Source organism: Paenibacillus terricola (assembly GCF_014779765.1).
In the GTDB taxonomy this organism is placed as follows: Bacteria; Bacillota; Bacilli; order Paenibacillales; family Paenibacillaceae; genus Paenibacillus_T; species Paenibacillus_T terricola.
Map to the genome: position 1 here is coordinate 894,487 of NZ_JACXZA010000001.1, position 24,515 is coordinate 919,001.

Consider the following 24,515-nt stretch of genomic DNA (forward strand, 5'->3'; position numbering starts at 1 on the left):
AAGGAGGCGAGGATATGTTCACCGTCTTGATCGCCGAAGATAGCAAGCCGATATTGCGCAATATCAAGTCGCTTCTGGAGTCGTCGGAGCTTCCGATACAGATTGCCGCAACTGCCTATAACGGCGAAGATGCGCTTGATTATATCAAACAACATCCGGTAGATATTCTGCTTACCGATATCCGGATGCCCAAGCTGGACGGTCTTGAACTCATCGAGCAGGCCAAGCAGCTGTATCCAGCGCTGAAGGTCGTGTTAATCAGCAGCTACAGCGATTTCGAATATACACGCAAAGCGATTAATTTGCAGGTATTCGATTATTTGTTGAAGCCCGTTGAACGGAACCAACTGCTGGACGTGATGGCGCGAGTCATCGATTCGCTCACAGAACGGCGCGAGGTCGGCTTGGAACCATTGAAAGGAATCGTTGCTCCGCGCTTCCTGGCTAGTTTGCGGCTAAGCCCTGAGCTGCTCGAGCAGTCTGTTTCGATGTTTCTGATGAGCAAACAGCCTTTCGTACCGGATACAGGGAATTGGCAGGTCGAAACACTTCAAACCGAACTTCAGGAAGTATGCAAGCCGCAAAGCTGCTGGCTGTTCCCTGCTAAAGATTCCGATCGGTACATCGTGATCGTTCAATCGGCCGTCAAAGAACGCGTCGATTCGACCGTGGCGTGGATGGAAGCCGTCGAACAGCGGTTGCTTTCCCTTGGAATTGAAATTGCGATGGCAGGCAACTTCCAAGGCGCTGATCTGGGCCAGCTTCCAACGCATTATGACAGGTTGAAATACCTGCTGGACGAAGAGGTGCTGCTTGATAAGGCCGTCCTGCTTGATACCACTTACCGCATTCCCGAGCAACAACGGAACGAGGCTATAATCAAACCGTTTACGGACATGATCGAACAACGCCAACCGCAGCCGTTCCACATGAAACTTGGCGAGCAGCTGCAGCAGTCGTACAGCGAGCATGCAAGGTATGTTGACCTAGAACGGTTGGTTGCGGCCATAGCCGATGCATTCGTCCACAACCTTCCAGACAACGGTCCAGAAGAACGACTTGCTGCGGCAGCGGCAGTGAAGGAAATGCTGCAATGCGATAGCTACTCCGCTTTCTGCGATAAGCTGCTCGACTGGTGTGCGAGAAACTTCGAGCTGCTCCATGCGCGCAACCGGAAAAGCGGGGAAGAGCTCTTCGAGCAAATGGACAGCTACGTCCAGCTCCATAAGTCTTCGCAGCTGTCCATTAACGACCTGGCGGCGAAGTTCCATGTCAGCCCGTCTTATATTAGCCGCATCATTAAGCGATTCACGAATACGACGTTCGTGCAATATTACATGGATCTGAAGATCGAAGAAGCGTGCAAGCAGCTGCAAGCCAAGCCGGACCTTAAGATAAAGGAGTTGTCGGACGCGCTTTCCTTCAGCGATCAACATTATTTCTCGCGCGTATTCAAAGATCATACGGGCCTCAGCCCAAGCGAATATAAAGAAAAGTATCGTCCCGCCGCAGAGGAGTAGGCGGCTGCCGAAGAATCGAAGCAAGGTGTCCTATTTGTCATCGCGTATGACCGGGACACCTCTTTTTACATTCAACTCATCCTCAACAGATGTCTGCACCACGGAGGAACAACAGAGTAGCTCAGTTTCTTTTCGAGAATTGTTTGATCCGTTCTGTTCATTAAAGTGATCAATCTCATTGAGTCCGACCGCTGAATGCCCCATAATGGAAGTACAATGTGAGACAAAGTGACATGGAGGTATGATTATGCTGGATGATGCGAATCCGCTGCCATGTGTGGAGAAAGTTAGGCTGTCCGGCGTCATTCTCGCAGGCGGGCAAAGCCGTCGAATGGGAGGCTCGCCGAAGGCGCTGCTCACGGTACATCAAGAGACATTGATACAGCGACAGATCCGAATTCTGAAGCAGCTATGCACAGAAATTATTCTCGTTACGAACGAGCCCAAGACCTATCTCCCGATTGTCGATTCGGAAGTTAGGATTATTACGGATTATTATGCCGGACAAGGTCCATTGGCAGGTATGCATGCCGGACTGTCGCTGGCACAGCATGAAGATGTATGGGTTGTCGGCTGCGATATGCCCTATCTGTCCATACAGGCCGCAATGCTGATGATTGGCCGCAAACATGATCGAGGCAGCGATGCGGTCGTGCCATTCATCGGGGAGAAGCATCACCCGCTGCATGGCATCTACGACAAGCGGTGCGCCGATTTGATTGCAGCAATGTTGGACGGGGGACAACGGAGGGTCAATGCTTTTCTCGATCAGATCGCTTACGAGACCGTTAATGCTTGGACATTCGAGCGATGGGGTATCGATACTCGATTCGTCTTCAACATGAATACGCCGCAGCAATATGAGCAACTGCTGAGTATGGAGAAAGAAACGGAAGAAGGTAGTGCAGTTGGAAGCAGCCATCGATCGCAGTCCGAATAATAAATATCATCGCCGGGCGATGACCGTCGAGCAAGCAAGAGCGCTGCTTCTTCGCTGTGCTCAACCTGCTGACGCTGTAGAGGTTGAGCTTGTTGATGCTTTTGGCCGCAGGCTGGCGGCATCGGTGCAAACAGAGGAGCCAATCCCGCATTTTCGCCGATCAGGCATGGATGGTTATGCTGTGCGGACATCGGACCTTGCGAATGTAAATGCAGCAGCTCCTGTAGAACTCGAAGTCATCGAGCATATTCCATGCGGCGTTGAACCGCAATACATGATTACAGTAGGTAAAGCAGCCCGCATTATGACAGGCGCAATGGTGCCGGAAGGCGCTGATGCGGTCATCATGCAGGAGATGACGGAGCTGGTGGAGAGCGAAGGCCGAAGCATCGTTCGCATTCAGAAGAAAGTTGCATCCGGCACGAATATAACGCCAATAGGCGAAGAAGCTCGCGAAGGGACGCTTGTGCTTGAAGCAGGGGAGCGGATTGGCGCTGGTCATACTGCTATTCTTGCATCGCTTGGCTATAGCCGGGTCCCTGTGTACCGCAAGCCGAAGGTGGCCATATTGTCAACCGGTTCGGAGCTGCTGCAGTTGTCTGATCCGATGCAAATGGGCAAAATCCGCAATAGCAACGCCTACATGCTCTCGGCTCAGATCATTGCGGCTGGCGGGCAACCGCAGCTAATCGGTCAGATCCCGGACGACTACCCTCGAGCAGAGCAGATGCTGTACGATTTGCTGTCATCAGATGCGGATCTGATTGTGACGACAGGCGGGGTTTCCGTTGGCGATTATGACATCATGGCGGATTTCTTCCTTCGTTGGGAAGGAACGACGTTGTTTAACAAAATCGCGATGCGGCCCGGCAGTCCGACAACAGCGGGAAGCTGGCGGAACAAGCTGTTATTTGGGTTATCCGGCAATCCTTCTGCCTGCTTTGTTGGGTTTGAGCTGTTCGTCCGACCCGTTATCCAGCAGCTGCAAGGCGCTGTGGTGGATCATGCACAAACAGTGACATGCCATCTCGCGGTTGATTATAAGAAAGTAAATGCTTATCCACGTTACGTCCGTGGCTATTGGTACAGCAACGGCGGAGAACACTATGCTAAGCCTGTCGGCAGAGATAAGTCGAGCGCCATACTATCGTTGAAAGAAGCGAATTGTCTTATTGTCATTCCCCCGACGAAGACAGGTTTTCCAGCGGGTGATATCGTGCAAATTATTCCGTTGGATGGAGCGATGTCTAAATGACGAACATTATTCAGGTTGTTGGCTACAAGAACGCAGGCAAGACCACTTTGGTTGAAAATATGGTGCGTGCGCTAACGGAAGAGGGTTACGCCGTCGGCACCGTCAAGCATGACGGACATCGGTTTGATATTGACCATGAAGGTACGGATACATGGAGGCATCGGGAGGCAGGTGCAAGCATGACGGCGATTACCTCCAGCGAACGAACGGTAATCATGGAGGAGAAATCCTCCGAGCTGGATGATATCATTCGCCGCATGCTTGCGATGGATGCCATTATCGTTGAAGGTTTTAAAGAAGCGGATTATCCCAAAGTCGTTATGATTCGTTCAGCCAAGGATGTAGAGCTCGTCCATCGGCTTCGACAAGTAATTGCCGTTGTCACTTGGGTTCCAGAGCTTTCGTTCCCAGTTCCAACTTACTCGATTCATCAGACCAATCTGCTCATTGCATGGCTGCTGTCAACGTTGTGTCCTGAAGCTGACCAATGATCATCGGAATCGGGTATGCCTTCAATTGTTAGTTGGTTCATTGGTACTCTGGGCATATTTCTCAAGTACGCGGACGAGGATGCCGATCGCGATTGTAAGCGCTGCTGCAAGCAGCATCGAGCCTCCTGCGTGTATGAAGCCGATCGGTACCCATGCTATCCCTAACATCCGATGAACCATACGCATCCATTTGTTGCGGATACGTGGAATGAATACGCCATACCCGACGATGGCAAGCAGAATCGCAAAGCTTGCGATGCCTGACCATATTTTGTGATCGTCAGATCGTGTCAGGAGCAAATATACGCCATGTGCAGTACCTAACGCCAGCGCTGCCCATCCAAGCCATTGATGGGCTCTATGAATTTGTGTGCCGACGGCTTTCACGATACGAGAGGGGGACTTCCGACTTTTCTTAAACCAAAGCCAAGAGAACCCAAGAGCGGCCACATACAACGCGATGGTGCCCATTGTCGTGAATAGTTGTCCGCCAGCCTCTTTCTCCTTTCGAAAATCCGGTCGAGCATGGGGGATATCCAGGCTGTAATAATAAACTAATAGAAGCAGTGCAACCGCGATGATTAGGATGGCTGGAATCCAAACTTTCTGTTTGCTGCTCATAAAGCTGCATCTCCTTTAATGCTCACGATAACGCCTCATAGGTGCAGATGGCCTCTATTAAGCTGGTTCGGCCGCCGAAGGAATGCTGCGCTTAGGCGCTGCATACTGAATGATAATGCAGACGACAAGGACAGCAAGAAGGATGCCGGAAGCGATCTGTGTACCATTCTCAAGTCCGAGTCCGCCCTTATCGTGAGGTTTGATTAAGTAATCGCCAAAGGTAGCCCCGAACGGACGTGTTAATACAAAGGCAACCCAGAAAAGCACGACTCGATTAATTGACGTGAACCAGTAAGCTAGCAGAACAAGGACAATCAACCCTCCGGTCAGCATGGCACCTTGTGCGATTGTAAGTCCTAGTCCTTGCTCCAGGAAGCTTCCACCCCCAGCAAGCTTTCCTACTCCTTCCTCTTTATGAGACAAGAAGTCGCCGGCTGCGGTACCTAATGTGTTCGATACAAGTATTGCAATCCAGTACAGCACCTCGACACGTTTGGTTGCAATATGTTTGACATTGAGTGTTGGCTCTGTGAAGTGCCAGAACAGAAAGATAAGGACAAGCAGCCCAACCAGTAGCAAAGAGCCCTTCATATAGCCTAGCCCTAAAGAACGATCCATATAATCAGAGAAGGCCGTGCCAGCAAGACTTGTAGACGTAATGACAACCCAGTAGACGGGTGGGATATACGTTTTGACAAACAATTGAATACCTAAGAAAACGACGAAGATGCCGATAAAGAATAAGAATGGAATGAGATAGTTATCTTCCGAGCCAGGGACTGTAAATAAGTCGCTTCCTGTCTCGCCTAATGTAGTTGCCGCTATCTTCATTATCCAGAAAAGCAGGGTGAGCTGTGGAATCTTGTTGATGGATGAACCGATCACGTTGTTCGTTGCGTCCATATGCGATAGGCTCCTTTCAAATTGTAAACTGATTTGGTCATTTAACAAGATGGCTGATCTCCGGTCTGCCGTCACCTCAATTCTATTGACTGTCATTCTTGCTTTGGGTTAATACTAGCGGCAAGAAATTAACGATTTATTAAATCTTTATTATTATTTCAGAAAGGGGATCGCACACAGATGGAACGGATCGGTATCGAAGGCACCGGCTTTCCGGAAGGGCTTGCGCAACCAGCATTACGTGCATTAAGAAACGCAGGGATTACGCGCCTAGAGCAGTTGACGACACTCACGGAAGTTGAATTTAAAGGCTTGCATGGAGTCGGCCCTAAGGCCGTTACGCTGCTTCGTCAAGCGCTTGAGGCGAAGGGGTTGTCTTTCAAGTGAACATTCGTATCGGAAGCGAAGAAGACTTGGATATGCTTGCTGCGATGAATAAGCAGCTAATTGAAGACGAGCGACATGATAATCCGATGGACATCCCGCAGCTGCGGGAGCGAATGCAATCATTTATAGAAGGCAGCTATGCAGCTTACATTTTCGAAGCAGAGGACACGGTTCTAGGTTATGCGTTGGTCGATCATAGCCGGTCTCCGCTTTATCTGCGCCAGTTCTTCATCAGCCGATCATCCCGAGGCCAAGGCAATGGCAAAGCCGCCTTCCGCGCCTTGACCCAATTCCTTGGCACCGATGACCTCGATATCGAAGTCATGCACTGGAACGAACAGGGCTACCGCTTCTGGAAGTCGCTAGGCTTCCAGGAACGGAGCGTTTATATGCGACGGAGTCATTCATTTGATAGTGTTAGTGATAAAACAAATGTAAGCGGGGACGATTAATGAATAATTTCGTAAACGATACGATAAGAAATCAATTGTTAGAGGCTTCCGAGGAGAAGTACCGCATCTTCTCTTCGTCCTTGATACCCGGTGTAGACAACATCCTCGGCGTCCGCATTCCGATCTTGCGCAAGATGGCACAGCAGCTGGCCCGAGGTGATTGGAAAGCGTATCTCGCGGCGGCGAGCGACGAATATTTCGAAGAGATCATGCTGCAGGGGCTCGTCATCGGTTATGCGAAGGCAGACATTGAGGAGGTGCTGGAGGCGATCGTAGGTTTCGTTCCGAAGATCAACAATTGGTCGGTATGCGATAGTTTCTGCATTGGGCTGAAAATCACGCAAAAACATCAAGAGCGCGTCTGGTCGTTTATCCAGCCCTATCTAGCATCGGATCAGCCCTATGACATCCGATTCGGTGTTGTGATGCTGCTCAATTATTATGCGAACGAGGCTTATATCGATCAAGTGCTGCCTCTGCTCGATGTGATCAAACATGATCATTACTATGTAAAGATGGCTGTCGCTTGGGCGATTGCAACCTGCTTCACGAATGTCCCCGAGCAAACGATGGCTTACTTGCGCAGTCCGGCATGTACCCTCGATACGTTCACCTATAATAAGTCGCTGCAAAAGATTACGGAATCGCTTCGTATCGATCCGGATACGAAGCAATTGATCCGCAGCATGAAGCGCAAATAAGAAGAGCCTTAGCAGGCGAGCCGTATTCCGGCCGACTTGCTGAGGCTCTTCTCTCTTATAGCTGCTGGATGAGCATACCGCCAAGTGCGCCTGCCAGGATGATGATCCAAGTCGGAAGCTTCCAGTACGTCAGCATCGTTAACAAGATGAGTGCGAGTGCAAATTCATAAGCGCCAGTAATGGAGGATACCCAGATCGGGTCATAGAAGGCAGCGATCAGAATACCGACAACTGCTGCATTAATGCTGACAACAGCACCGCGAAACTTTGAATTATGAAGCAGCGTGTGCCAGAACGGCAGCGCTCCGACGACGAGCAGGTAAGCGGGCAGGAAGATCGCAACGGTTGCGATCAATGCGCCCCATATACCGCTATCTATTGCTCCGAGGTAGGAAGCGAAAGTAAACAAGGGACCCGGAACAGCTTGCGCTGCCCCATAACCAGCTAAGAAATCACCGCTGCTAATCCAGCCGGTCGGCACGACTTCCCGTTCAAGCAGCGGCAGCACAACATGCCCTCCGCCGAATACAAGAGCGCCTGATCGGTAGAAGCTATCCATAAGCGCAGCCCAGTGACTTGAGGTTACCGCTCGAATGATTGGCAAGAGGGCCAATAGAAGCACAAATAATAGAAGGCATGCCATACCTGTCCGACGGCTAATCGGCATTGGCAGCGGCGATGCTTCAGCAGCCTCACTGCGTCGATATAGGAATAGTCCGATAAGTGCAGCACCTGCGATCGTCAGCAACTGGCTGCCAGACGTCGGCCAGAGGAGGGTTAAGGCTGCCGCGGCAGCTGCAATCGTTGCACGGCTGCGATCGGGAATCAGCTTCACACCCATACTATGTATAGCTTGTGCGACTATCGCGACAGCTACGATTTTTAACCCGTGAATCCAGCCATAACTGTCGACAGGGAGCCCATGCAGAAGCAGGGCGAACAGCATAAGCGCGAGAGCCGAAGGGAGTGTGAATCCGATCCAAGCGGCTATCCCGCCTAATAGACCGGCGCGCATCGTACCGATGCCGATTCCGACCTGACTGCTGGCAGGTCCGGGCAGCAGCTGGCAGAGCGCTACGAGGTCCGCATAGCTGCGTTCATCGAGCCAACGTCTCCGATTAATGTACTCTGAGTGAAAATATCCAAGATGCGCGATCGGACCTCCGAACGACGTGAAGCCAAGCTTCAACGATACCCGAAATATCGTAAAGATGGAGGTGCGTGTTTGTTCAATCTCGTTCCTTTCCTTCATGGCTCAAACCCTTTCTGGCTGATGAACAGCTCATCTTCATGAAAATAAACCTGCATCCGCTTCGTCAACACATCCAGCGCCTGCGCTCCGTACCAATGCTCCAGTCCGAGCGGCTTATACAGCGCTTCGATGCCAAGCCTGCGCGTCCGTTTGCCGCCGCTGCCATCGCCAAGCTCGAAGTTGTCGAGTACGACCCGTGTCACATGCTCACGAAGGACGGATGCGAACGCCTCGCTGCTTGGCAGTATCGGCGCAACGGCGGCTTGCGTCGGAACCCCCGCAGCAGCAAGCTCGCGAAGCGCCCGCAGCCGCGCTTGGATGGGAGGCGCCTCCGGCGAGAACAGCTTGCGCATATCGTCGCGGTCAGTTTCGACGGTCATGCTGACCCGCACTTTGCTGCCAAGCTGCTTCAGCAGATCGATATCTCGCGTGACGAGCGGGCTTCGCGTCTGAACGAGCAGGAAATCCGGCGGATCGGAAACCATGACCTCAAGCAGCGAGCGTGTAACGCGTTCCTTGTATTCGATAGGCTGGTACGGATCCGTGCTGGAGGACATGAAGATCGTGACAGGTCCTCGTTTCTTCGCGCGCTGAAGCTCGCGTCGCAGCAGCTCTGATGCACCTTGCTTCACATCGACCCATGTCCCCCATTCCGCTTGACGGAAGACGGACACGGGCATTTGCCGGACATAGCAGTAAGAGCAGCTGAATGCACATCCCGTATATGGATTAAGGGAATGGGAGTAGCCGGCTAGAAAGCCTGTCCCTTTGTTGAGCAGCGACCTGGGCGTGGAATATTGGATCAACTTCTCCAAATAAGCTCACCTTATTCTTTAGAATTTGTGCTTTCAACTTCAAATTTGTTATAAACGAAATAGGCGATCATCAATATGGAACCTTAGGCGCTGCAATTGCATCTCTTAGCTTACGTATTGCAGCTCGGAAATTGCCGGTTTGCGCGCAAGGTCCTACGTTAACCTTACTACAAGAAAAAGCGGATGCCTAATGTGTTTATTGTAGATTTTCAACCGCTCATCGCCTTAGTCAGCCCAATCTTCTGCGAACATCCCCGAAAAACCGCGAGTTTTCCGAATAGTGTGATAGGTCTTGCCGTCACGCCGCGAGAAGTGTATATTGTTCAATAATTGAGCACGGAATAGTCGGTTTGATTGTTGATCGTCCTATAAGTAATGGAAGAACAGGAGGCGGTACGAATGACAGAAGCGAAGAAAGAGGTCCGTCGGGCCTATATTCATGACGCAGAAGATTTAGCTCGGCTCAATGAAGTGTTTAATGGTGTCGTGTTGACGCCTGAGGAAGTGCGCGACAGTCTGCTTCGTTCTAACGAGCTTGTAGCCATTGCACTGCTCAATGGACATACGGTTGGTTATGCATGCGCTCAGTATTTCGAATCGTTCTGTTATCGGGAGAAACACGGTTATCTTACGGAAATGTTCGTCGAAGAGCCGGCAAGAGGCAACGGCCTAGCGACAATGCTGATGGCTCATATCGAAGAGGAGCTTCGTTCGAGAGGCGTCTCGGAAGTAAGTGTATTGACTGGTGCAGATAATGAAATTGCAATTAAAGCTTATGAGCGTTTCAAATATGTAAGGCAGGCGGATGCGGTCTTACAGAAGAGCTTGCCTGGCAAGTCATCTTAACGGAGCGTCTAAGGAGAAAGTATGGATAAGAGCTGCTTATTGAATAACGACGATCCTCTCCCTCGATCTACCCCTATTGCCGTTTATACTGCTGGAAATAAGTTCTGTTGAAAGTTGGCATCATGAGCTGCCGAGCAGAACGATACTATTCCCGCGGTACAAACGGCAATTTTTATTCCCCTTCTCATGTTGGACGCCTCTGTTGGAACCTCGCTGATATTTCCTTGCGATTGGGAATATGATACATTTAATGAACAATGAAGCAGTAGACTGCTAGATTCATAGATCAAGACTGTTTGAGGGGTGAGCCTTTGCCGCATTTAATTGGCGACACGATTATTCTTCGTGAATATCGCAGAGAAGATTTGGTAGGCATGCGGGAGTGGTGCAATGACCCCGAGATTACCCAATACTTGTCAGACGCTTTCTTATATCCGCACACGTTGAGCGGGACTGAAACGTATTTGAACACCATGTTGGAGGGCTCATCCGAGCAAAAAGGTTTCGTCATCGCAGACCGGATGACCGAGCTCTACATCGGCCAGATCGACTTATTCCGTATCGACTGGAAGAATCGATACGCCGAGATGGGCATGGTGATCGGCAACGCGGAGCTGCACAATCAAGGAATTGGATCAGCTGCCATTCGGCTGCTGCAGCAGTTTGTATTCGAAGAGCTGAATTTGAAGCGTCTTGAGCTCGAAGTACATGATTTCAATGCGCGGGCGATTCGCTGCTATACGAAGTGCGGCTTCCGTGAAGAAGGCCGATTGCGCAACAAACATTTTTCACGCGGCAAGTATTCGGATATCGTCTGCATGGCGATTTTGCAGGAGGAGTACTTGTCTGAGCGTTCGGGCGTATAGATAGGGAAGAAGGGATGCGAATCGATGATTCAGATAAGCGCGACGAAGTGGAGTTGTTCAACGGATTGTCTGGAACAGCTTGTCGCACGCGAGCACGAGGTCCGATTGGAGCCGATGGCTTCCGGGCTTGAAGCAGAGGTGACGAAGCTTCTGCTGGAGCAGGAGGCATACGTATGGAAAGTATGGAACAGAGATTCGAAGCCGGACATCAATCGGCAGTTTCATCTGCTTCATGCGTTAATAGATAGCGGCGTACAAGTATCGGTTCCGATCGGGTGGGGCGTCGATCCGGACGGCAACGCCGTTCTTGTGACAAGCCATGATGGGCTGCCGCCTAAGAAACTGGATAATGGGATGCTGTCGGAGCTTGCAGAACGGCTGGTCGATTTGCATCGGATGCCTATTGATAACATCGCTCCTGAGCTGCTGCCTGCGTATGATTTTGTTGGTTATTTCTTCCCGAATATTGAAGCGCATGGCGATCTGCATGAGCGGCTTCTCCATTTAATGGATCAGGTAGGATATCGGTATGATCGACTTATCCACGGCGACTTTAATTCGGGTAATGTGGTGTTCGACAACGGCAAATGCACGATCATTGATTGGACGAATGGTCAGATGGGCGATCCGCGATACGACTATGCATGGGCATGTGCCTTGCTTCGAATTTATGCGAGTGAACGTCATGCAGAAGTATTTCGCAATGCTTACGTGGCTGCTGTGCCGCTGTCATTGCAAGAGGAGCAGGCGTTCGAGGCTATTGCAGTCATTCGTTGGCTGCTGCTTAACCGTCTGGTAGGACTACTCCGGCAATCGACTACGAAGAGCAAAGCACGCAGCATATTGAAAGGCAATCCTTATCTGGCTGGACTAACTCTGTAGCAGCTTAGTGATTGCAGCATCGAAGACGACGTCCGAATGACTCGTCTTTTTTGTTCTATATCGAATATGGCCGACGCAGGGAGGGAGCTATTTCAATCATGGGATCGAGAATGATGCATTATGCGATATCTACATTGTTAAATGAAGCGACTGGAATTCGGGACGATCAATTCTTAATTGGCGGACTTGCTCCTGATGTGCACAAGCATATGAACGAACCAAAGGCGAAATCGCATTTTGCTAAAGCGAATGCTGAGGGAGCCTGGGTAACGGATTATGAGGCGTTTGGGGCCAAATATTTCAGTGCGAGCACTACGCCGTTTCATCTTGGCTATTATTATCATCTCATCTCCGATCAGATATGGATGGAGAGCATCTATAACAAGCGGATCAAATGGCTGTCGCAGCCGGAGAAGAAGCAAGCGCAAGCTGCGTACTACCGTGATTTCTGGCGGTTGAACGGCAAGCTGATCGACCACTACAGCCTGAGGCTGCTGCCATTAGTACCCGAGCCTGCAGATATCGAAGAGATCGACAGCCGTTTCCTGCAAGGCATACTTAACGATCTAACGATTGATTTCGATCGCCAAGCAGAAGCGAAGCATGAACCGCTGGAGCTGCTCGAATGGAATGAAGTGATTGGCGTGTTGGACCATACGGTTAGATTCTGCAAGAATAAATAGCGGTGTAATTTTGTTGATCGGAGGTAGATGCTGATGTTCAGTCTTACCAGACGCCGTCAGGCGATGCTGGGTGATTTGCTCGTACTCTATCATGCGTTGTTCCGTTGGGGCAAGCCGAAGGAGAAGCTTGCTGATCATGCCTTCACGTATCATCGGCGAAGCATGTATGTCTTTCTATTTCTCGCTATCGTTCATGAACAAGTGCTTGAGATGGTGGCATTTCATTATTTGCTCATTCAGAAACTTCCCGAAGCGACGATTAATCTAACGCATATCATCCATCTTTACGCGATTTTATATATGTTTGGCGATTATAATCTGGTCCGACGAGGCCGAGTAAGACTAACTGGCAAGGAAGTAAATATGAACGTCGGGCTCCGCCAATCGATTCAGTTCCATCTAGATCAAATGGAAGACATTCGGCTTATCAGCCATGCAGGTGATCTGGGAGCTACTTCATCTGTCATGCGAGTGGCCGCAACGCCGCGATGGTTTCGATCGATGATCGGCGTGGAAGATACGATCAACTGTGTGATTACTTTGGGACAGCCTGTGTATCGGTTTGGGCTGCTTGGCATGAAGAAGCGGGTCAGTCAAATTCATCTCTCGCTTGATGAGCCAGCAGCATTCGTCCAAGCGGTCAAGCAGGCATTATGATTGAGAAGCTAATCTTCGTCTTCATTCTAACGATGGTCATTCATACGTCCGAGACACTGTCGTACGCCATTCGGTTTGCGGGTGTGAAACTCAATAAAATAGCAGTCGCGTTATCCCTGACGGGCATCATCGTACTCGTATCCCGTACTGCCAATTTGCTGCAAGCGCCGCTGACTGCCAAGTTCGTCGACTTCGCGCGGACGAATGTGGATTTTCCGCTCATTCAATACATGCGCATTATTTTGCTGGCCTCGTCCGTAGGGACACTGATCGCCATTGCATTGTTCCCGACCTTCGTCAGCTTATTCGGCCGTATTATTGCGAAGCTCGAACTGGCAGGCTCCATTCCGAAGCTGGTTTCGAGCGTGACAATCGGCCAACTGAAGAATACGAAGTATTACTTGCGGAAACCTGCTTTCTCGCTTTATTACTTTCGATATTTAGGCATCCCGTATCGGCTCATTATTATGAATGTGTTCGTCACAGCCTTTTACACCGTTGGAGTTATGGCTTCCTTGTATACGGCGCATCTGCTTCCTGCATTCAGTACGACAGCCTCGCAGGCATCCGGCATTATTAATGGCATTGCGACGATTCTGCTCACGATCTTCATCGATCCACAGTTGGGGCTTATTACGGATAAGGCGCTGCAGCACGAGCAATATCGCAATCAGCTGGGCAAAGTGTACGTAGTTCTAATGACTTCTCGATTCATGGGAACGATGCTTGGTCAATTCATCATGATTCCGGCTGCTTATTTTATCGGGATGGTTGTGAAGCTGCTGTAAGGTTGAAGTGGATTGCAATTGGCGAATGCGATGCGATATAACGCGAAGGGGTGCAAATCGATGCTGAAACGGTTGATCGAGCTGTTGGCGGCTCCACTGCTGCATGCCATATTGTCTACTGTATTCCTTAGCGCCTTGAGCACAAGCACGAGCAGCTCAGCCATTATTATATGGTTGTTAGCATTGCTAATCAGCAACTGCATCGTGACAGCACTAACCGCCGATGGGAAATGGTATATGTTCATCTTCTCTCTCGGTATATTCCTAGTACTGATTTCGATCCCTATTATTTTGAAGATTGGCATAGAAGATATGGGAACAGGGTTCATGCTGCCGTATCTTGGTCTGCCCATAACGATCGGTTCGCTCGTTCTAGGAACAGTCCAAGGCATTCTGCTCAGCAGCCTGCTGCGGGAGCCGATCGAACGGCTGAAGTCGGGGACTGCGCAGACGAAGAGCACGGAATTGTAAGCAGAAAGCGCAAGTGCTGATGAACAGCACTTGCGCTTTCTATGTTCCAAGAGTTCAATCTACATGGCGGCTGTGTTGTGTTTGGCAGGGCGCTGAGCATTGGCGCTATTGACGAGGAAGATGCCTGCACAGATGAGCGCGCCGCCGATACCCGTGTAGAGATGAAGCTTCTCTCCAAGCATCAGCCAGCTGCACAATACGCCGAACAGCGGGGCAAGGAACAAAAAGGAGCTCGTCTTTGCCGCATCGCCTTGCCGCAGCAGCTGATACCAGGAAGTGAACTGTACGATCGAGCAGAGCAGCGCAAGTAGCAATACGACAGCCACAGAGGTCGAGGTAACTTTAAATACCGGTTTCTCTGCAATAAAGCTCAGCACCAGCAGTACGATACCGCCAGTGAGCATCTGATAAGCAGCGAGCACATTCATGTCAAAACCGGCACCCCAGCGCTTGATGAGCAGCGTTGCGGAAGCGAAACAAATGGCGCCAGCAAGACAGATGAACGTCCCTGGCGACAAGTCGACATGCAGTCCGAAGGTGACTGCAACGCCGAGAAAACCGACAGCAACGCCAGCCCATTGTCTTATCCGATAAACAGCGCCCATCAGCAGCGTGCCAAGCACGATGACGAGCAGCGGATTGACGAAGGTCAGAATCGCGGATTCGCTGGACGTGATCCAGCGCATGCTGAAATAGGCGCAGCCCATGACTCCTGTCGTCTGCAGCAGGCCGATTGCCGCAGCTTGCAGCCATTGTATGCCTCGCGGTTGCTGCCTGCGAAGCGTAAGCAGCGCCAGCAAAACTCCTGCAATCAAATAACGGAAAGACATGAGCAGGAAGGGAGGCGCGTAATCGAGACCGATTTTGCCAATCGGAAATGCGATCCCCATTAGAAAGGTTGTGCCGACGAGCATTATGACATATTTGGTTTGGTTCATGGCGAAGCCTCCGATCGCTCTGCAGCACAATAAGTGATTCCGATTGTAACGAATTTATCGTGTTCTGTATATGACTTGTTGTGTCGACCATCCGCTATGAACGTGTTAGGATATAGGGAGCTAGTTTCAAGCCATCAAGCACATTCGTGAGGGGATTCCAATGAAATTCAGACCTTGTATTGATATGCATCAGGGCAAAGTAAAACAAATTGTCGGCGAAACGCTGAACACGGATCAAGGCGCAGTCGTCGAAAATTTTGTATCCAGCTACGACTCGGTTCACTATGCTGAGCTGTTCCATAAGGACAAGCTGGTCGGCGGCCATGTCATTATGCTCGGCGGCGGTAATGAAGAAGAAGCGGTTCGCGCGCTTAATGCGTATCCCGGCGGCTTGCAGATCGGCGGAGGAATTAACGCAGGCAATGCGAAGCATTATTTGGAGCAAGGCGCATCGCATGTGATTGTCACCTCTTACATTTTCCGCGATGGCAAGCTTGATATGGACAATTTGAATGCGATTGTGGCAGAGGTTGGTGTTGACAGGCTGGTCATTGACCTTAGCTGCAAGGAACGCGATGGCAAATGGTATGTGGTCACGAATCAATGGAAGCAGTTCAGTGATTTTGAGGTTAACGAGGACAATATTCGTTTTCTTGAACAGTATTGCGATGAGTTCCTCATTCACGCTGTTGACGTTGAAGGCAAGCAAAGCGGCATTCAGCAAAGTCTCGTTTCCTCGCTTGCGCAGTGGGTAACGATTCCATGCACGTATGCAGGCGGCGCACGTTCGCTCGACGATCTGGCGCTGTTCAAAGAGCTGTCGGGCGGCAAGCTCGATATTACGATCGGCAGCGCGCTTGATATCTACGGAGGCAAACTGCCGTACGAGCAGGTTGTTGCATACTGTGACGGAGAATAGGAATAGTAAGGCGGATTCAGAAGGCGGCATAGGGCGTTAACCCCTGTGCTGCTTTTTTATAGGTAAGTGTATGTAAGTTGGCTTCATTGGATATTTCGATGAGGGTTGTTCTTTAGCCTCTGTACTTGAATCCCCCGAGTCACATCAAGTGCGGGTTTTTACCGTTCAAACAAAGTCCTCCCTCATCATCCGCCACCACTCAAGATGAAAACCATGGCGTGCGCTTCACTCGCTACTCATGGCAATGTCGTATTTATAACCCCGTAACGGACTATTTCTTGCTTTTCTTGCGCAAACATTACTTGGTTCGTAAAATTAAACTATTGCATTAAAGCTTATTTCGTTAGGCATTGAGCAGGTCATAAAAGAGCAGGAGTCGAACAGGGGGGAATAAGCCATGGCCAGTGAAACCGTATCGATTGAAATTCGTGAAGCTGTAATCGATGAATGGCCAATCGTCCATCGTATTATGCGCGAGGCATTCGAGGAATATCGGGGTGTGCTGCACCCGCCATCAGGCGCCCTGCGCGAGGAGCTTGAGGATACCATTCGCAAGCTTAGTCCACGCGGAGGTGCTGTACTAGCTATAGCCGAAGGTGAAGCTATCGGCTCTGCTCAGTATCGTGTGGAAGATGATTATGTTTATATCGGACGAATATCAGTCGTTGCAAGCGCACGCGGGCGGGGAATTGGCAAGCAGCTCGTCCGTTTCTTAGAGAAGCTCGCTGCAGGGCGCGGGTTGTCTGAAGTGCGGCTGGAAGTTCGATTGTCGCTGCCTGCCAACATTCAATTTTATGAGCGATTGGGTTATCGCGTCATTATAGAATGTCGATATCCGGACGATTCGGATGGCTGGTACATTATGGCGAAAGCCTGTTAACTTTGTACTCAATTAATTCCAATACATACTCAGCAATCGTGTAAGCGATCGCACTGCTTAAGCATGTGGACAATTTCCGCATATGCCTCCTCAGCCATACATTAGTGAGTATAGAGGCCCGCCAGAGGCGGCGGAAGGAGAGCATGTGCCATGAGCAGACGAACGTTAATGATTATATCGATCGCTTTATACGTCCTGTTGGCCTTATTCTTAATTATCGTTTCAATCTTTGATTAAACTATCCCGATAAGAGTCGATCGGCTCAACGTATTCAAGCCTTTTCACATCGAACTTCCTAGGGTTCGGGAGAAAAGGTTTCTTTGTGCTTTCTCGACTCTCCACATGATTCTGGAGAAGCGGCAGCCCATGCTTCCGAAGCAGCTTTTCTCCGAAAAGCTTTAAGCGTTCGCCTTTGTGCCGGATGAAATCTTTCCTGCGAAGCAATGTTTAAGTTACAAAACACCCCTTATGTTCGCCCCTCTCGTAATATTCACTCGCGGAGCTCACATAAGTGCGCCAACTTTAACAAATAATGAAGCCAACTATGGCGCAAGGGAGATGACCACGTTGTCCACGAGTAGCGCGGGCGGAGGCCCTTATCAGAAAATGAACATGTCACCAAAGGAATACCAGGATTTCGCCAAGCAGCGGGAGCCTTCGCGTTCCATCCTGACTAACTGTGTTAAAGCATTTGTTATTGGCGGACTGATTTGTGTGCTTGGCGAATTCATCCAACAGCTGTACGTTCATTTGGCGGGGATGGATAAGAAAGCAGCAAGCAATCCGACTGTCGCTACCTTGATCTTTATCTCTGTCGTCCTTACTTCGCTTGGCGTCTATGACAAAATCGCGCAATGGGCAGGCGCCGGTACGGCAGTGCCCGTTACCGGCTTTGCCAACTCGATGTGCTCGGCTGCGCTTGAGCATCGCACGGAAGGGCTTGTGCTTGGCGTTGGCGCTAACATGTTCAAGTTGGCTGGCTCCGTTATTGTGTATGGAACGGTAGCTGCCTTTTTCGTCGGGATCGGGCACTTGATATTCGGGACGGGAGGGAATCACTAATATGCTGAAGGGTAAGCAGACCTGGTGGTTCGAGAACAAGCCTGTCATTATCGGGGCTGCGACCGTTGTTGGGCCGGATGAAGGCGAAGGCCCGCTTGCATCCGATTTCGATCTCGTACATCCTGAGCTCGACATGCAGCAGAAAAGCTGGGAGAAAGCCGAGCGGCTGCTGCTGGAACAGGCAACCGATTTCGCAGTCCTTCATGCGGGCCTGAAGAAGGACGATATTCAGTTCTACATTGGCGGTGACCTGCTTAACCAAATCATCAGCAACAGCTTCGCTGCCCGTTCGCTTGGCGCTCCTTACATCGGCATGTTCGGGGCATGCTCCACTTCGATGGAGACGCTTGCCCTTGCTGCGCAACTGATTGATTCGGGTAACGCCCAGCATGCAATGGCTGGTACGGTCAGCCATAACTGTACGGCGGAGAAACAGTTCCGCTATCCGACTGAATACGGATCGCAGAAGCCTCCGACTGCACAGTATACGGTTACTGGCGCGGGAGCTGCCGTTGTGGCTGCAACGGGCAATGGACCTATTATTGAATGTGCCACTATTGGCAAAGTAATGGATCTTGGCATCACCGACCCGTTCAACATGGGTGCAGCGATGGCGCCAGCAGCGGTCGATACGATAACGGCACATTTTAACGATACAGGCCGTTCGCCTTCCGATTACGATCTTATCGTGACCGGTGACCTCGCTTCGGTTGGGCATCCTATTGCCAAAGAGCTGCTGATCCGTGATGGTGTGCCGATGAACGATACCATTTTTAACGATTGTGGATTGATGGTGTACGACATTAGCAAGCAGAAGGTTCAGGCTGGGGGGAGCGGCTGCGGCTGCTCGGCTGTCGTCACTTACGGGCATCTGCTCAAAAAGGTACAAAACGGCGATCTGAAACGTATTCTCGTCGCTGCAACAGGCGCACTGCTGTCACCGCTGTCTTTCCAGCAAGGGGAATCGATCCCCTGCATAGCACATGCGGTTGCAATTAGCGCCAAGGGGGTGTGAGGGCATGCAGTTTCTATGGGCGTTTCTTGTTGGCGGCGCGATCTGCGTGATCGGCCAACTTATGTTTGATGTGTTCAAGCTGACGCCAGCGCATACGATGGCCACATTAGTTGTCGCAGGAGCCTTGCTGGATGGCATTGGCTTGTATGACCCGCTGGTCGATTTCGCCGGAGCGGGCGCAACGGTACCGATTACAAGCTTCGGCAATGCACTCGTGCATGGCGCATTAACTTCGCTGCGAGAAGATGGATGGGTTGGTGTCATTACCGGTATCTTCAAGCTGACGAGCGCCGGCATATCCGCTGCCATCATTTTCTCCTTCCTTGCGTCAGTTGTCATTAGGCCGAAAGGCTGAACACAACAAAGCGTTAGAATGGATGTCTTATACGAAACAATTGGAGGGTTCCGCTGTGGAATCCTCCAATTTTTTTTGGCGTGTGCGCAGATGTACGGCTCTCGATATTTCTAGTAAAATAGGATAAGATTGTATCTTCTTTACATAGATCTTACAACCTAATAACTTGTAACCGGGAGGAACGTAACGATGGAACTGCGCCAGTCAGATATGCAATTATGCTCTGCAATTCGTGCTAATTTAGAGAACTGTATCCTGGGAAAGCAAGATGAAATTGATCGGATGCTTACAGCTGTGCTTTCGGGCGGACATATTCTGTTAGAGGACGTACCGGGAACTGGAAAGACGCAGCTTGTGAAAGCGCTTGCTAAATCAATCGGCGGTCAATTCCGTCGTATTCAATGTAACCCTGACTTGCTTCCGACAGATATTACAGGCGTATCGATTTATCATCCCAAACAAGAGACGTTTCTGTTCCGGGCAGGCCCGATCATGTGCCACCTGCTGTTAGCGGACGAGATAAACCGGGCAACAACCAAGACCCAATCGGCGCTGCTTGAGGCGATGGAAGAAGGTCATGTAACCGTAGATGGCGAGACCTATGAGCTTCCGCGTCCATTCCTTCTTATTGCAACGCAGAATCCGATTGAGTTCGAAGGGACGTATGTGCTGCCAGAGGCGCAGCTCGACCGTTTCATGATGAAGCTGTCACTCGGTTATCCATCCGCTGCAGATGAGCATCGGATGATTATGGCGAGCGATAGCAGCCATCCTTCGGATCGGATTGAACAGGTAGCCGAAATTGAAGATTTGGTTCGCCTGCAGCAGCTTGTGTCAGAAGTGCATGTGGACAGCGCGGTTGCCGAATATGCAGTATCGATTGTACGGGCTACCCGCAGCCATCGTGCAACACTTATCGGAGCGAGCCCGCGTGCTGCTGTATCCCTTACGCGTGCCGCACGCGCTTCAGCCTTCCTGCGTGAGCGTGCCTTCGTTACGCCGGATGATGTGAAACGAATGGCGGAAGCGGTGCTTCCACACCGGATCATCCTGCACGCTGAAGCGAGGATGAACGGCCTGAAACCCGAAGATATTGTGCAGGACGCCCTCCAACAGACGAAGGTGCCGGTCCGTCTGGAGCGATGATTATGCGAGGGAGCAATCGCTCTTCCAACCGCTGGCGCTGGGCTTTTGTCGCGGTCATCTATGTCTGTAATATTATGTATTTCATGTTCCAGGGCGGCAAAACGCCGATCATGATGTTCGTCATCCTGAACGTTCTTATTATTTATCTTATCTTGGGTCAATGGTCAGGCATTCGGCTGGCGCAGGGAACGCGGAGAGTTGCGCAGAATAGCAGCGCCGACGGGACGATGCACAGCGGCATGAGTGTCGAGGTATCGCTTGATATTCGAGTTCCTGGCTTTTATCCGCTGCCTTATGTTCTCGTGCGGGACAGGCTGCTCCGTCATGACGGTCAATCGATTCCATTCGAAACTTCGTTTGTTCCGAATTGGAAGCGTTCCGGTGAAGTCATCTATTCGACCCCACCGCTCAAACGGGGCGTCTATCAGTTCGCTCCGACGCAATGTTTGACGCGTGATGTATTCGGCCTATTCGAGCACAGTGGTTCATTCGAAGCGAATGCAACGTTCAGCGTTGCGCCGCAAGCGGTGCCGCTGCGTAACTGGTATCGTATCCGCCGCGGCTTACGCGGACCGCATTCACATGCTTCTGCGCCTCGCGCAGCGAAGGAAACGACGCAAATTAATGGCGTTCGAGAATATTTGTATGGCGATAAGCTGTCGCGTGTGCATTGGAATGCAACGGCAAAGACGGGCGAATGGAAATCGAAAGCGTTTGAGCGCGAGTCGCTTCCGCGTACAATCGTCATTCTCGACCGGCATACCGAGGCTTATGGCATTCGGCAGGAGCGATTCGAGCTTGCCGTCTCCGTTGCTGCTTCCATTATTGATTTGGGCATGCGGCATGAGACTGCGATGGGACTCGTCTCGCCTGGCGAACGTTCGACGGTTCTCCCGCCGCGAACAGGCATTGAGCAGCGTGAGCAGATGATCCGCCATCTTACGATCGTGGAGCCGGATGCTGTGCATCCTCTTTATGTCTCCATTCAGCGCCTTGAACCTGTCTGGGAGCCGGGTACGCTTGTCGTCATTGTATCAGGCGCTGCGAATGAGGACATGCTTCGCGCAATGAACTGGTTGTCTCGCAAAGGGGTAGCGCTGACGTATATCGGAGTTGATGAACTAGATACGAGATTGGGAAGACAGATCAAGACAGCATGGCTGCAATCGCTTCGTGCCAAAGGGTGGACGGCACACAGCGTGCGACAGCTGCAAGAGCTTCCGTCTGTGCTGGAAGGGGGCGGCGCTTCATGACGATGGCTAGAACCGTCAATTCAACCAAATCAACGAATCGTCCAAATACATTGATAGCGCGGCTGGGTGCGGGACTTCAGGATAGCTGGTATAGACGAATTGCAACACTTATGACGGCGATCATCATCTGGCAGTTAACGCATGTGTTCGAAGACTATTGGTGGGAAGAGACATTCAGCTGCGTGCAATTCGCCCTTCTTTCGACCGTTGCGCTGGAATGGCTGATCCCTTGGCGCCTGCCTTACCGGATGGTGCTGCAAGCGGCAGTATTAGTCATTGTTTCCGGCCATACGGCGGGCTACAAGTACATTGAACCCGAGAACTGGCGATCGATATCGAATCTATGGTCGTGGGTCGTAGATAATGTATCTCAACTAAGTCCATTCATCCAGCTAGCAGCGTTAGTATGGGGGTTGACCTTATTCTTCTCGATGTGGGCAACTAAGCGAAGACGAATCATTATTTTCGCGGCAGCGAGCCTGTTGTCACTTATGATTGCCGATTCCTATACGATCATTTATTTGTGGTCTCAGACGGCTTGGGCAATATTCGCATCGCTTGCTTGGCTTGTAGCCGATCATTTCAACCGGTTTCAGCGCGAGCATCCGAACAGCTGGTCAGAACTGCTGGAATACCCGATTAGCTTCTTCCTTCCGGTTGTGACGATTATTACTGGCATTATGGTGCTCGGAATTCTAACGCCAAGCATTGCGCCGATCATGAAGGACCCTTATACGCTGTGGGCGGAATCGCATGGCAAGAAAGTCATCGGCTCGTATACGGATGATCTTCCCGTTATCGGAAGCATAGGAGATTTCTCGTCTGGGGACACAAGCTCAGGCTATAGCCGGAATGACTCCGAGCTAGGCGGTGGATTTCAATTCGATTACTCTCCTGTGATGTCTGTCAGCACGTCCCATCGCAGCTACTGGCGTGGCGAGACTCGTTCGATCTATACGGGCAATGGTTGGGAAGAGTCGAAGAAATCAGGGAATGAGATTCGAAATTTGCAGCAGAATCAGCAGCTGCCGATTGAAGAGGATCGCAGCAAAGCGAAAACGATCGAAATTACGCAGTCGTTCACAATGCTTCGCGAAGAGGACACCTACCCGGTACTGTTCGCAGCTGCACCTGCCAAGCAGCTTCGCTGGGTTGGCGATGATAAGACCGGCAAAATCCCACCCGAATTAAGCTGGAATCCGGAAGGCTGGGAGCTTCGTTGGTTGGGCGCAGGTATGAGCTTAACCAGCAAAACATATCCGAAGACGTATTCGGTTGTATCGGAGCTGCCAGCGCTCAATAACACTGCTTTGAGCCAGACAACGGCCGGGTGGGGAGCATCGGATCCGGATAAAGCCGATCATCAGCAATACTACAATTTGCCGAAGACGGTCACAAGCCGCGTTGCGAAGCTGGCTCAGGAGATTACTGCCGGTTCAAAGAATGACTATGAGAAGGCGCTGCGCATCCAGACCTATCTGAAAGATAATTTCGCTTATACGAACGAACCGGATACTTCGCTGCGCAATAGCCCGGACTTTGTTGACTCCTTCTTATTCGAAGTGAAGGAAGGGTATTGCGATTACTTCTCGACGGCAATGGCTGTTCTTGGACGTACGGCAGGGCTTCCCGTCCGCTGGGTCAAAGGATATGCGCCGGGCGTCCTTCCTTACAATGAAGACGAGATGCGTTATCAAGGCTTTGTGCCGGATGAAGCGACGCGTAATCCGAATGGTGAAGGCACGTATACGGTTCGTAATGCTGATGCACACTCATGGGTTGAGATTTACTTCAGCGGTTTCGGCTGGATTCCATTCGAGGCGACACCGGGCTTCGAGTTTCCATATCCGATCGAAGATGAGCAAGAGGTTGTCGTTCCTGACATTGACCTGTCGGATATGACGAATGCGCCTGTCGTAGAATCCAACAGCTCATTCTTCTCGCCTCGTATGGTCATGTGGTTCTCGATTGCGATTCTGGCCGCGATGCTCGTATACGCTTGGTTCCGTCGGCAGAAACTGGCCGATTCGTTCGCTCGTATTCGGTATCGAGCAACTAACGCTAACGAGCGGATCGTCGTTGAGACGAATCGGCTAGTACGCTTCGCTAGGCGGAAGGGGCTTCATCGGGAAGAGTGGGAAACGGTACGAGAAGCTTCGGAACGATGGGCGAAGGAACGAACGTATTTGCGTTCCGACCTGAAGACAGTAGCAGATTGCTTCGAACGGGCCAAATACGGAACGACCGTCTACGAACAGGCGGAAGTTGATCGTTTCTTATCAATGGTACGCTCCATAAGGGAAAGGATGTAACAGAAGGAGATCGACCGCATGGCGCCGATTCGGCGCCGTGCGGTATTTTTTTGCAACATTTTCGGCTATTATGGTATAGTTTCGTTGTATAGTAAGCAGGTCATT

At 50.9% G+C, this 24,515-nt stretch carries 27 protein-coding genes; 22 read left to right on the top strand and 5 right to left on the bottom strand.

The window, feature by feature from the left end:
• The first annotated feature begins 14 nt into the window (after nt 1-14).
• The 4 genes from H8B09_RS03815 (at nt 15) to mobB (ending at nt 4,206) form a co-directional block, all read left to right on the top strand.
• A complete protein-coding gene (locus H8B09_RS03815) occupies nt 15-1,520 on the top strand; it encodes a response regulator (RefSeq protein WP_191202123.1) in 1,506 nt (501 codons plus the stop codon).
• 247 nt (nt 1,521-1,767) lie between these two features.
• Nucleotides 1,768-2,460, top strand: a complete 693-nt coding sequence (gene mobA, locus H8B09_RS03820; RefSeq protein WP_191202124.1) for a molybdenum cofactor guanylyltransferase — start codon at nt 1,768-1,770, stop codon at nt 2,458-2,460.
• Complete coding sequence (locus H8B09_RS03825; protein ID WP_224753238.1) at nt 2,429-3,715, top strand: molybdopterin molybdotransferase MoeA; 1,287 nt, start codon at nt 2,429-2,431, stop codon at nt 3,713-3,715. The genes mobA and H8B09_RS03825 overlap by 32 nt, the downstream gene beginning before the upstream one ends.
• A complete protein-coding gene (gene mobB / locus H8B09_RS03830) occupies nt 3,712-4,206 on the top strand; it encodes a molybdopterin-guanine dinucleotide biosynthesis protein B (protein WP_191202125.1) in 495 nt (164 codons plus the stop codon). The genes H8B09_RS03825 and mobB overlap by 4 nt, the downstream gene beginning before the upstream one ends.
• 21 nt (nt 4,207-4,227) lie before the next feature.
• Here mobB and H8B09_RS03835 read toward each other — a convergent pair whose 3' ends face one another.
• A complete protein-coding gene (locus H8B09_RS03835; RefSeq protein WP_191202126.1) occupies nt 4,228-4,827 on the bottom strand; it encodes a ferric reductase-like transmembrane domain-containing protein in 600 nt (199 codons plus the stop codon).
• A 57-nt stretch (nt 4,828-4,884) separates the two neighbouring features.
• Nucleotides 4,885-5,730, bottom strand: coding sequence for a COG4705 family protein (locus H8B09_RS03840; protein ID WP_191202127.1), 846 nt, complete (start codon nt 5,728-5,730; stop codon nt 4,885-4,887).
• Between the two features lie 180 nt (nt 5,731-5,910).
• Between H8B09_RS03840 and H8B09_RS03845 the strand changes: the two genes are divergently transcribed.
• Genes H8B09_RS03845 through H8B09_RS03855 form a run of 3 tightly spaced genes read left to right on the top strand, consistent with a single transcriptional unit; the run spans nt 5,911 to nt 7,270 of the window.
• On the top strand, nt 5,911-6,117 hold the full coding sequence (locus tag H8B09_RS03845; protein WP_191202128.1) for a helix-hairpin-helix domain-containing protein: 207 nt from the start codon (nt 5,911-5,913) through the stop codon (nt 6,115-6,117).
• Nucleotides 6,114-6,569, top strand: coding sequence for a GNAT family N-acetyltransferase (locus H8B09_RS03850; protein ID WP_191202129.1), 456 nt, complete (start codon nt 6,114-6,116; stop codon nt 6,567-6,569). The genes H8B09_RS03845 and H8B09_RS03850 overlap by 4 nt, the downstream gene beginning before the upstream one ends.
• Nucleotides 6,569-7,270, top strand: a complete 702-nt coding sequence (locus H8B09_RS03855) for a DNA alkylation repair protein (RefSeq protein ID WP_191202130.1) — start codon at nt 6,569-6,571, stop codon at nt 7,268-7,270. The genes H8B09_RS03850 and H8B09_RS03855 overlap by 1 nt, the downstream gene beginning before the upstream one ends.
• 55 nt (nt 7,271-7,325) lie before the next feature.
• Here H8B09_RS03855 and H8B09_RS03860 read toward each other — a convergent pair whose 3' ends face one another.
• Both H8B09_RS03860 and H8B09_RS03865 read right to left on the bottom strand, forming a co-directional pair.
• Nucleotides 7,326-8,522 carry a chromate transporter gene (locus H8B09_RS03860; RefSeq protein ID WP_191202131.1) on the bottom strand — a complete coding sequence of 399 codons (1,197 nt, stop codon included), beginning with the start codon at nt 8,520-8,522 and terminating at the stop codon, nt 7,326-7,328.
• Nucleotides 8,519-9,337 carry an SPL family radical SAM protein gene (locus tag H8B09_RS03865; RefSeq protein ID WP_191202132.1) on the bottom strand — a complete coding sequence of 273 codons (819 nt, stop codon included), beginning with the start codon at nt 9,335-9,337 and terminating at the stop codon, nt 8,519-8,521. The genes H8B09_RS03860 and H8B09_RS03865 overlap by 4 nt, the downstream gene beginning before the upstream one ends.
• Nucleotides 9,338-9,736: 399 nt before the next feature.
• On the opposite strand from H8B09_RS03865, the gene H8B09_RS03870 reads away from it, so the two are divergent.
• The 7 genes from H8B09_RS03870 to H8B09_RS03900 all read left to right on the top strand — a co-directional run bounded on the left by H8B09_RS03870 (nt 9,737) and on the right by H8B09_RS03900 (nt 14,530).
• Nucleotides 9,737-10,183, top strand: coding sequence for a GNAT family N-acetyltransferase (locus H8B09_RS03870; protein ID WP_191202133.1), 447 nt, complete (start codon nt 9,737-9,739; stop codon nt 10,181-10,183).
• Nucleotides 10,184-10,494: 311 nt separating this feature from the next.
• Nucleotides 10,495-11,049: a GNAT family N-acetyltransferase gene (locus H8B09_RS03875; protein WP_191202134.1), complete on the top strand. Its 555-nt coding sequence runs from the start codon at nt 10,495-10,497 to the stop codon at nt 11,047-11,049.
• A 24-nt stretch (nt 11,050-11,073) separates the two neighbouring features.
• Nucleotides 11,074-11,931: an aminoglycoside phosphotransferase family protein gene (locus tag H8B09_RS03880; protein WP_191202135.1), complete on the top strand. Its 858-nt coding sequence runs from the start codon at nt 11,074-11,076 to the stop codon at nt 11,929-11,931.
• A 98-nt stretch (nt 11,932-12,029) separates the two neighbouring features.
• Nucleotides 12,030-12,614: a hypothetical protein gene (locus H8B09_RS03885; RefSeq protein ID WP_191202136.1), complete on the top strand. Its 585-nt coding sequence runs from the start codon at nt 12,030-12,032 to the stop codon at nt 12,612-12,614.
• A 33-nt stretch (nt 12,615-12,647) separates the two neighbouring features.
• A complete protein-coding gene (locus tag H8B09_RS03890) occupies nt 12,648-13,271 on the top strand; it encodes a hypothetical protein (RefSeq protein WP_191202137.1) in 624 nt (207 codons plus the stop codon).
• A complete protein-coding gene (locus H8B09_RS03895) occupies nt 13,268-14,059 on the top strand; it encodes a lipid II flippase Amj family protein (RefSeq protein WP_191202138.1) in 792 nt (263 codons plus the stop codon). Before H8B09_RS03890 ends, H8B09_RS03895 begins: the two co-directional genes overlap by 4 nt.
• 60 nt (nt 14,060-14,119) lie before the next feature.
• Nucleotides 14,120-14,530 (top strand): hypothetical protein, encoded by a 411-nt coding sequence (locus tag H8B09_RS03900; protein WP_191202139.1) that lies wholly within the window; start codon nt 14,120-14,122, stop codon nt 14,528-14,530.
• Nucleotides 14,531-14,589: 59 nt separating this feature from the next.
• Here H8B09_RS03900 and H8B09_RS03905 read toward each other — a convergent pair whose 3' ends face one another.
• Nucleotides 14,590-15,468: a DMT family transporter gene (locus tag H8B09_RS03905; protein WP_191202140.1), complete on the bottom strand. Its 879-nt coding sequence runs from the start codon at nt 15,466-15,468 to the stop codon at nt 14,590-14,592.
• Between the two features lie 160 nt (nt 15,469-15,628).
• Here H8B09_RS03905 and hisA point away from each other — a divergent pair, with 160 nt between their 5' ends.
• The 8 genes from hisA (at nt 15,629) to H8B09_RS03945 (ending at nt 24,410) form a co-directional block, all read left to right on the top strand.
• The gene (gene hisA / locus H8B09_RS03910) at nt 15,629-16,387 is read left to right on the top strand and encodes a phosphoribosylformimino-5-aminoimidazole carboxamide ribotide isomerase (protein WP_191202141.1); all 759 of its coding nucleotides are present in this window, start codon (nt 15,629-15,631) and stop codon (nt 16,385-16,387) included.
• A 397-nt stretch (nt 16,388-16,784) separates the two neighbouring features.
• A complete protein-coding gene (locus H8B09_RS03915) occupies nt 16,785-17,267 on the top strand; it encodes a GNAT family N-acetyltransferase (protein WP_224753239.1) in 483 nt (160 codons plus the stop codon).
• Nucleotides 17,268-17,825: 558 nt separating this feature from the next.
• Nucleotides 17,826-18,329 carry a stage V sporulation protein AC gene (gene spoVAC, locus H8B09_RS03920; RefSeq protein WP_191202142.1) on the top strand — a complete coding sequence of 168 codons (504 nt, stop codon included), beginning with the start codon at nt 17,826-17,828 and terminating at the stop codon, nt 18,327-18,329.
• A 1-nt stretch (nt 18,330) separates the two neighbouring features.
• On the top strand, nt 18,331-19,344 hold the full coding sequence (spoVAD, locus tag H8B09_RS03925; RefSeq protein ID WP_191202143.1) for a stage V sporulation protein AD: 1,014 nt from the start codon (nt 18,331-18,333) through the stop codon (nt 19,342-19,344).
• A gap of 4 nt (nt 19,345-19,348) precedes the next feature.
• The gene (spoVAE, locus tag H8B09_RS03930; RefSeq protein ID WP_191202144.1) at nt 19,349-19,699 is read left to right on the top strand and encodes a stage V sporulation protein AE; all 351 of its coding nucleotides are present in this window, start codon (nt 19,349-19,351) and stop codon (nt 19,697-19,699) included.
• A 189-nt stretch (nt 19,700-19,888) separates the two neighbouring features.
• A complete protein-coding gene (locus tag H8B09_RS03935) occupies nt 19,889-20,845 on the top strand; it encodes an AAA family ATPase (protein ID WP_191202145.1) in 957 nt (318 codons plus the stop codon).
• A gap of 2 nt (nt 20,846-20,847) precedes the next feature.
• Entirely contained in the window at nt 20,848-22,098 is a 1,251-nt protein-coding gene (locus H8B09_RS03940; protein WP_191202146.1) for a DUF58 domain-containing protein, read from the top strand.
• Nucleotides 22,095-24,410, top strand: a complete 2,316-nt coding sequence (locus tag H8B09_RS03945; RefSeq protein WP_191202147.1) for a transglutaminase TgpA family protein — start codon at nt 22,095-22,097, stop codon at nt 24,408-24,410. Before H8B09_RS03940 ends, H8B09_RS03945 begins: the two co-directional genes overlap by 4 nt.
• The last annotated feature ends 105 nt before the right edge of the window (nt 24,411-24,515 follow it).

Bases quoted from the DNA above. Each gene is read 5' to 3' on its own strand.
- mobB (WP_191202125.1), top strand. From the start codon at position 3,712: ATGACGAACATTATTCAGGTTGTTGGCTACAAGAACGCAGGCAAGACC.
- H8B09_RS03885 (WP_191202136.1), top strand. From the start codon at position 12,030: ATGGGATCGAGAATGATGCATTATGCGATATCTACATTGTTAAATGAA.
- H8B09_RS03890 (WP_191202137.1), top strand. From the start codon at position 12,648: ATGTTCAGTCTTACCAGACGCCGTCAGGCGATGCTGGGTGATTTGCTC.
- H8B09_RS03900 (WP_191202139.1), top strand. From the start codon at position 14,120: ATGCTGAAACGGTTGATCGAGCTGTTGGCGGCTCCACTGCTGCATGCC.
- H8B09_RS03880 (WP_191202135.1), top strand. From the start codon at position 11,074: ATGATTCAGATAAGCGCGACGAAGTGGAGTTGTTCAACGGATTGTCTG.
- H8B09_RS03840 (WP_191202127.1), bottom strand. From the start codon at position 5,730: ATGGACGCAACGAACAACGTGATCGGTTCATCCATCAACAAGATTCCA.
- H8B09_RS03940 (WP_191202146.1), top strand. From the start codon at position 20,848: ATGCGAGGGAGCAATCGCTCTTCCAACCGCTGGCGCTGGGCTTTTGTC.
- H8B09_RS03835 (WP_191202126.1), bottom strand. From the start codon at position 4,827: ATGAGCAGCAAACAGAAAGTTTGGATTCCAGCCATCCTAATCATCGCG.
- H8B09_RS03870 (WP_191202133.1), top strand. From the start codon at position 9,737: ATGACAGAAGCGAAGAAAGAGGTCCGTCGGGCCTATATTCATGACGCA.
- H8B09_RS03815 (WP_191202123.1), top strand. From the start codon at position 15: ATGTTCACCGTCTTGATCGCCGAAGATAGCAAGCCGATATTGCGCAAT.
- mobA (WP_191202124.1), top strand. From the start codon at position 1,768: ATGCTGGATGATGCGAATCCGCTGCCATGTGTGGAGAAAGTTAGGCTG.
- H8B09_RS03915 (WP_224753239.1), top strand. From the start codon at position 16,785: ATGGCCAGTGAAACCGTATCGATTGAAATTCGTGAAGCTGTAATCGAT.
- H8B09_RS03935 (WP_191202145.1), top strand. From the start codon at position 19,889: ATGGAACTGCGCCAGTCAGATATGCAATTATGCTCTGCAATTCGTGCT.
- H8B09_RS03855 (WP_191202130.1), top strand. From the start codon at position 6,569: ATGAATAATTTCGTAAACGATACGATAAGAAATCAATTGTTAGAGGCT.
- spoVAE (WP_191202144.1), top strand. From the start codon at position 19,349: ATGCAGTTTCTATGGGCGTTTCTTGTTGGCGGCGCGATCTGCGTGATC.
- spoVAC (WP_191202142.1), top strand. From the start codon at position 17,826: ATGACCACGTTGTCCACGAGTAGCGCGGGCGGAGGCCCTTATCAGAAA.
- spoVAD (WP_191202143.1), top strand. From the start codon at position 18,331: ATGCTGAAGGGTAAGCAGACCTGGTGGTTCGAGAACAAGCCTGTCATT.
- H8B09_RS03945 (WP_191202147.1), top strand. From the start codon at position 22,095: ATGACGATGGCTAGAACCGTCAATTCAACCAAATCAACGAATCGTCCA.
- H8B09_RS03895 (WP_191202138.1), top strand. From the start codon at position 13,268: ATGATTGAGAAGCTAATCTTCGTCTTCATTCTAACGATGGTCATTCAT.
- H8B09_RS03845 (WP_191202128.1), top strand. From the start codon at position 5,911: ATGGAACGGATCGGTATCGAAGGCACCGGCTTTCCGGAAGGGCTTGCG.
- hisA (WP_191202141.1), top strand. From the start codon at position 15,629: ATGAAATTCAGACCTTGTATTGATATGCATCAGGGCAAAGTAAAACAA.
- H8B09_RS03905 (WP_191202140.1), bottom strand. From the start codon at position 15,468: ATGAACCAAACCAAATATGTCATAATGCTCGTCGGCACAACCTTTCTA.
- H8B09_RS03860 (WP_191202131.1), bottom strand. From the start codon at position 8,522: ATGAAGGAAAGGAACGAGATTGAACAAACACGCACCTCCATCTTTACG.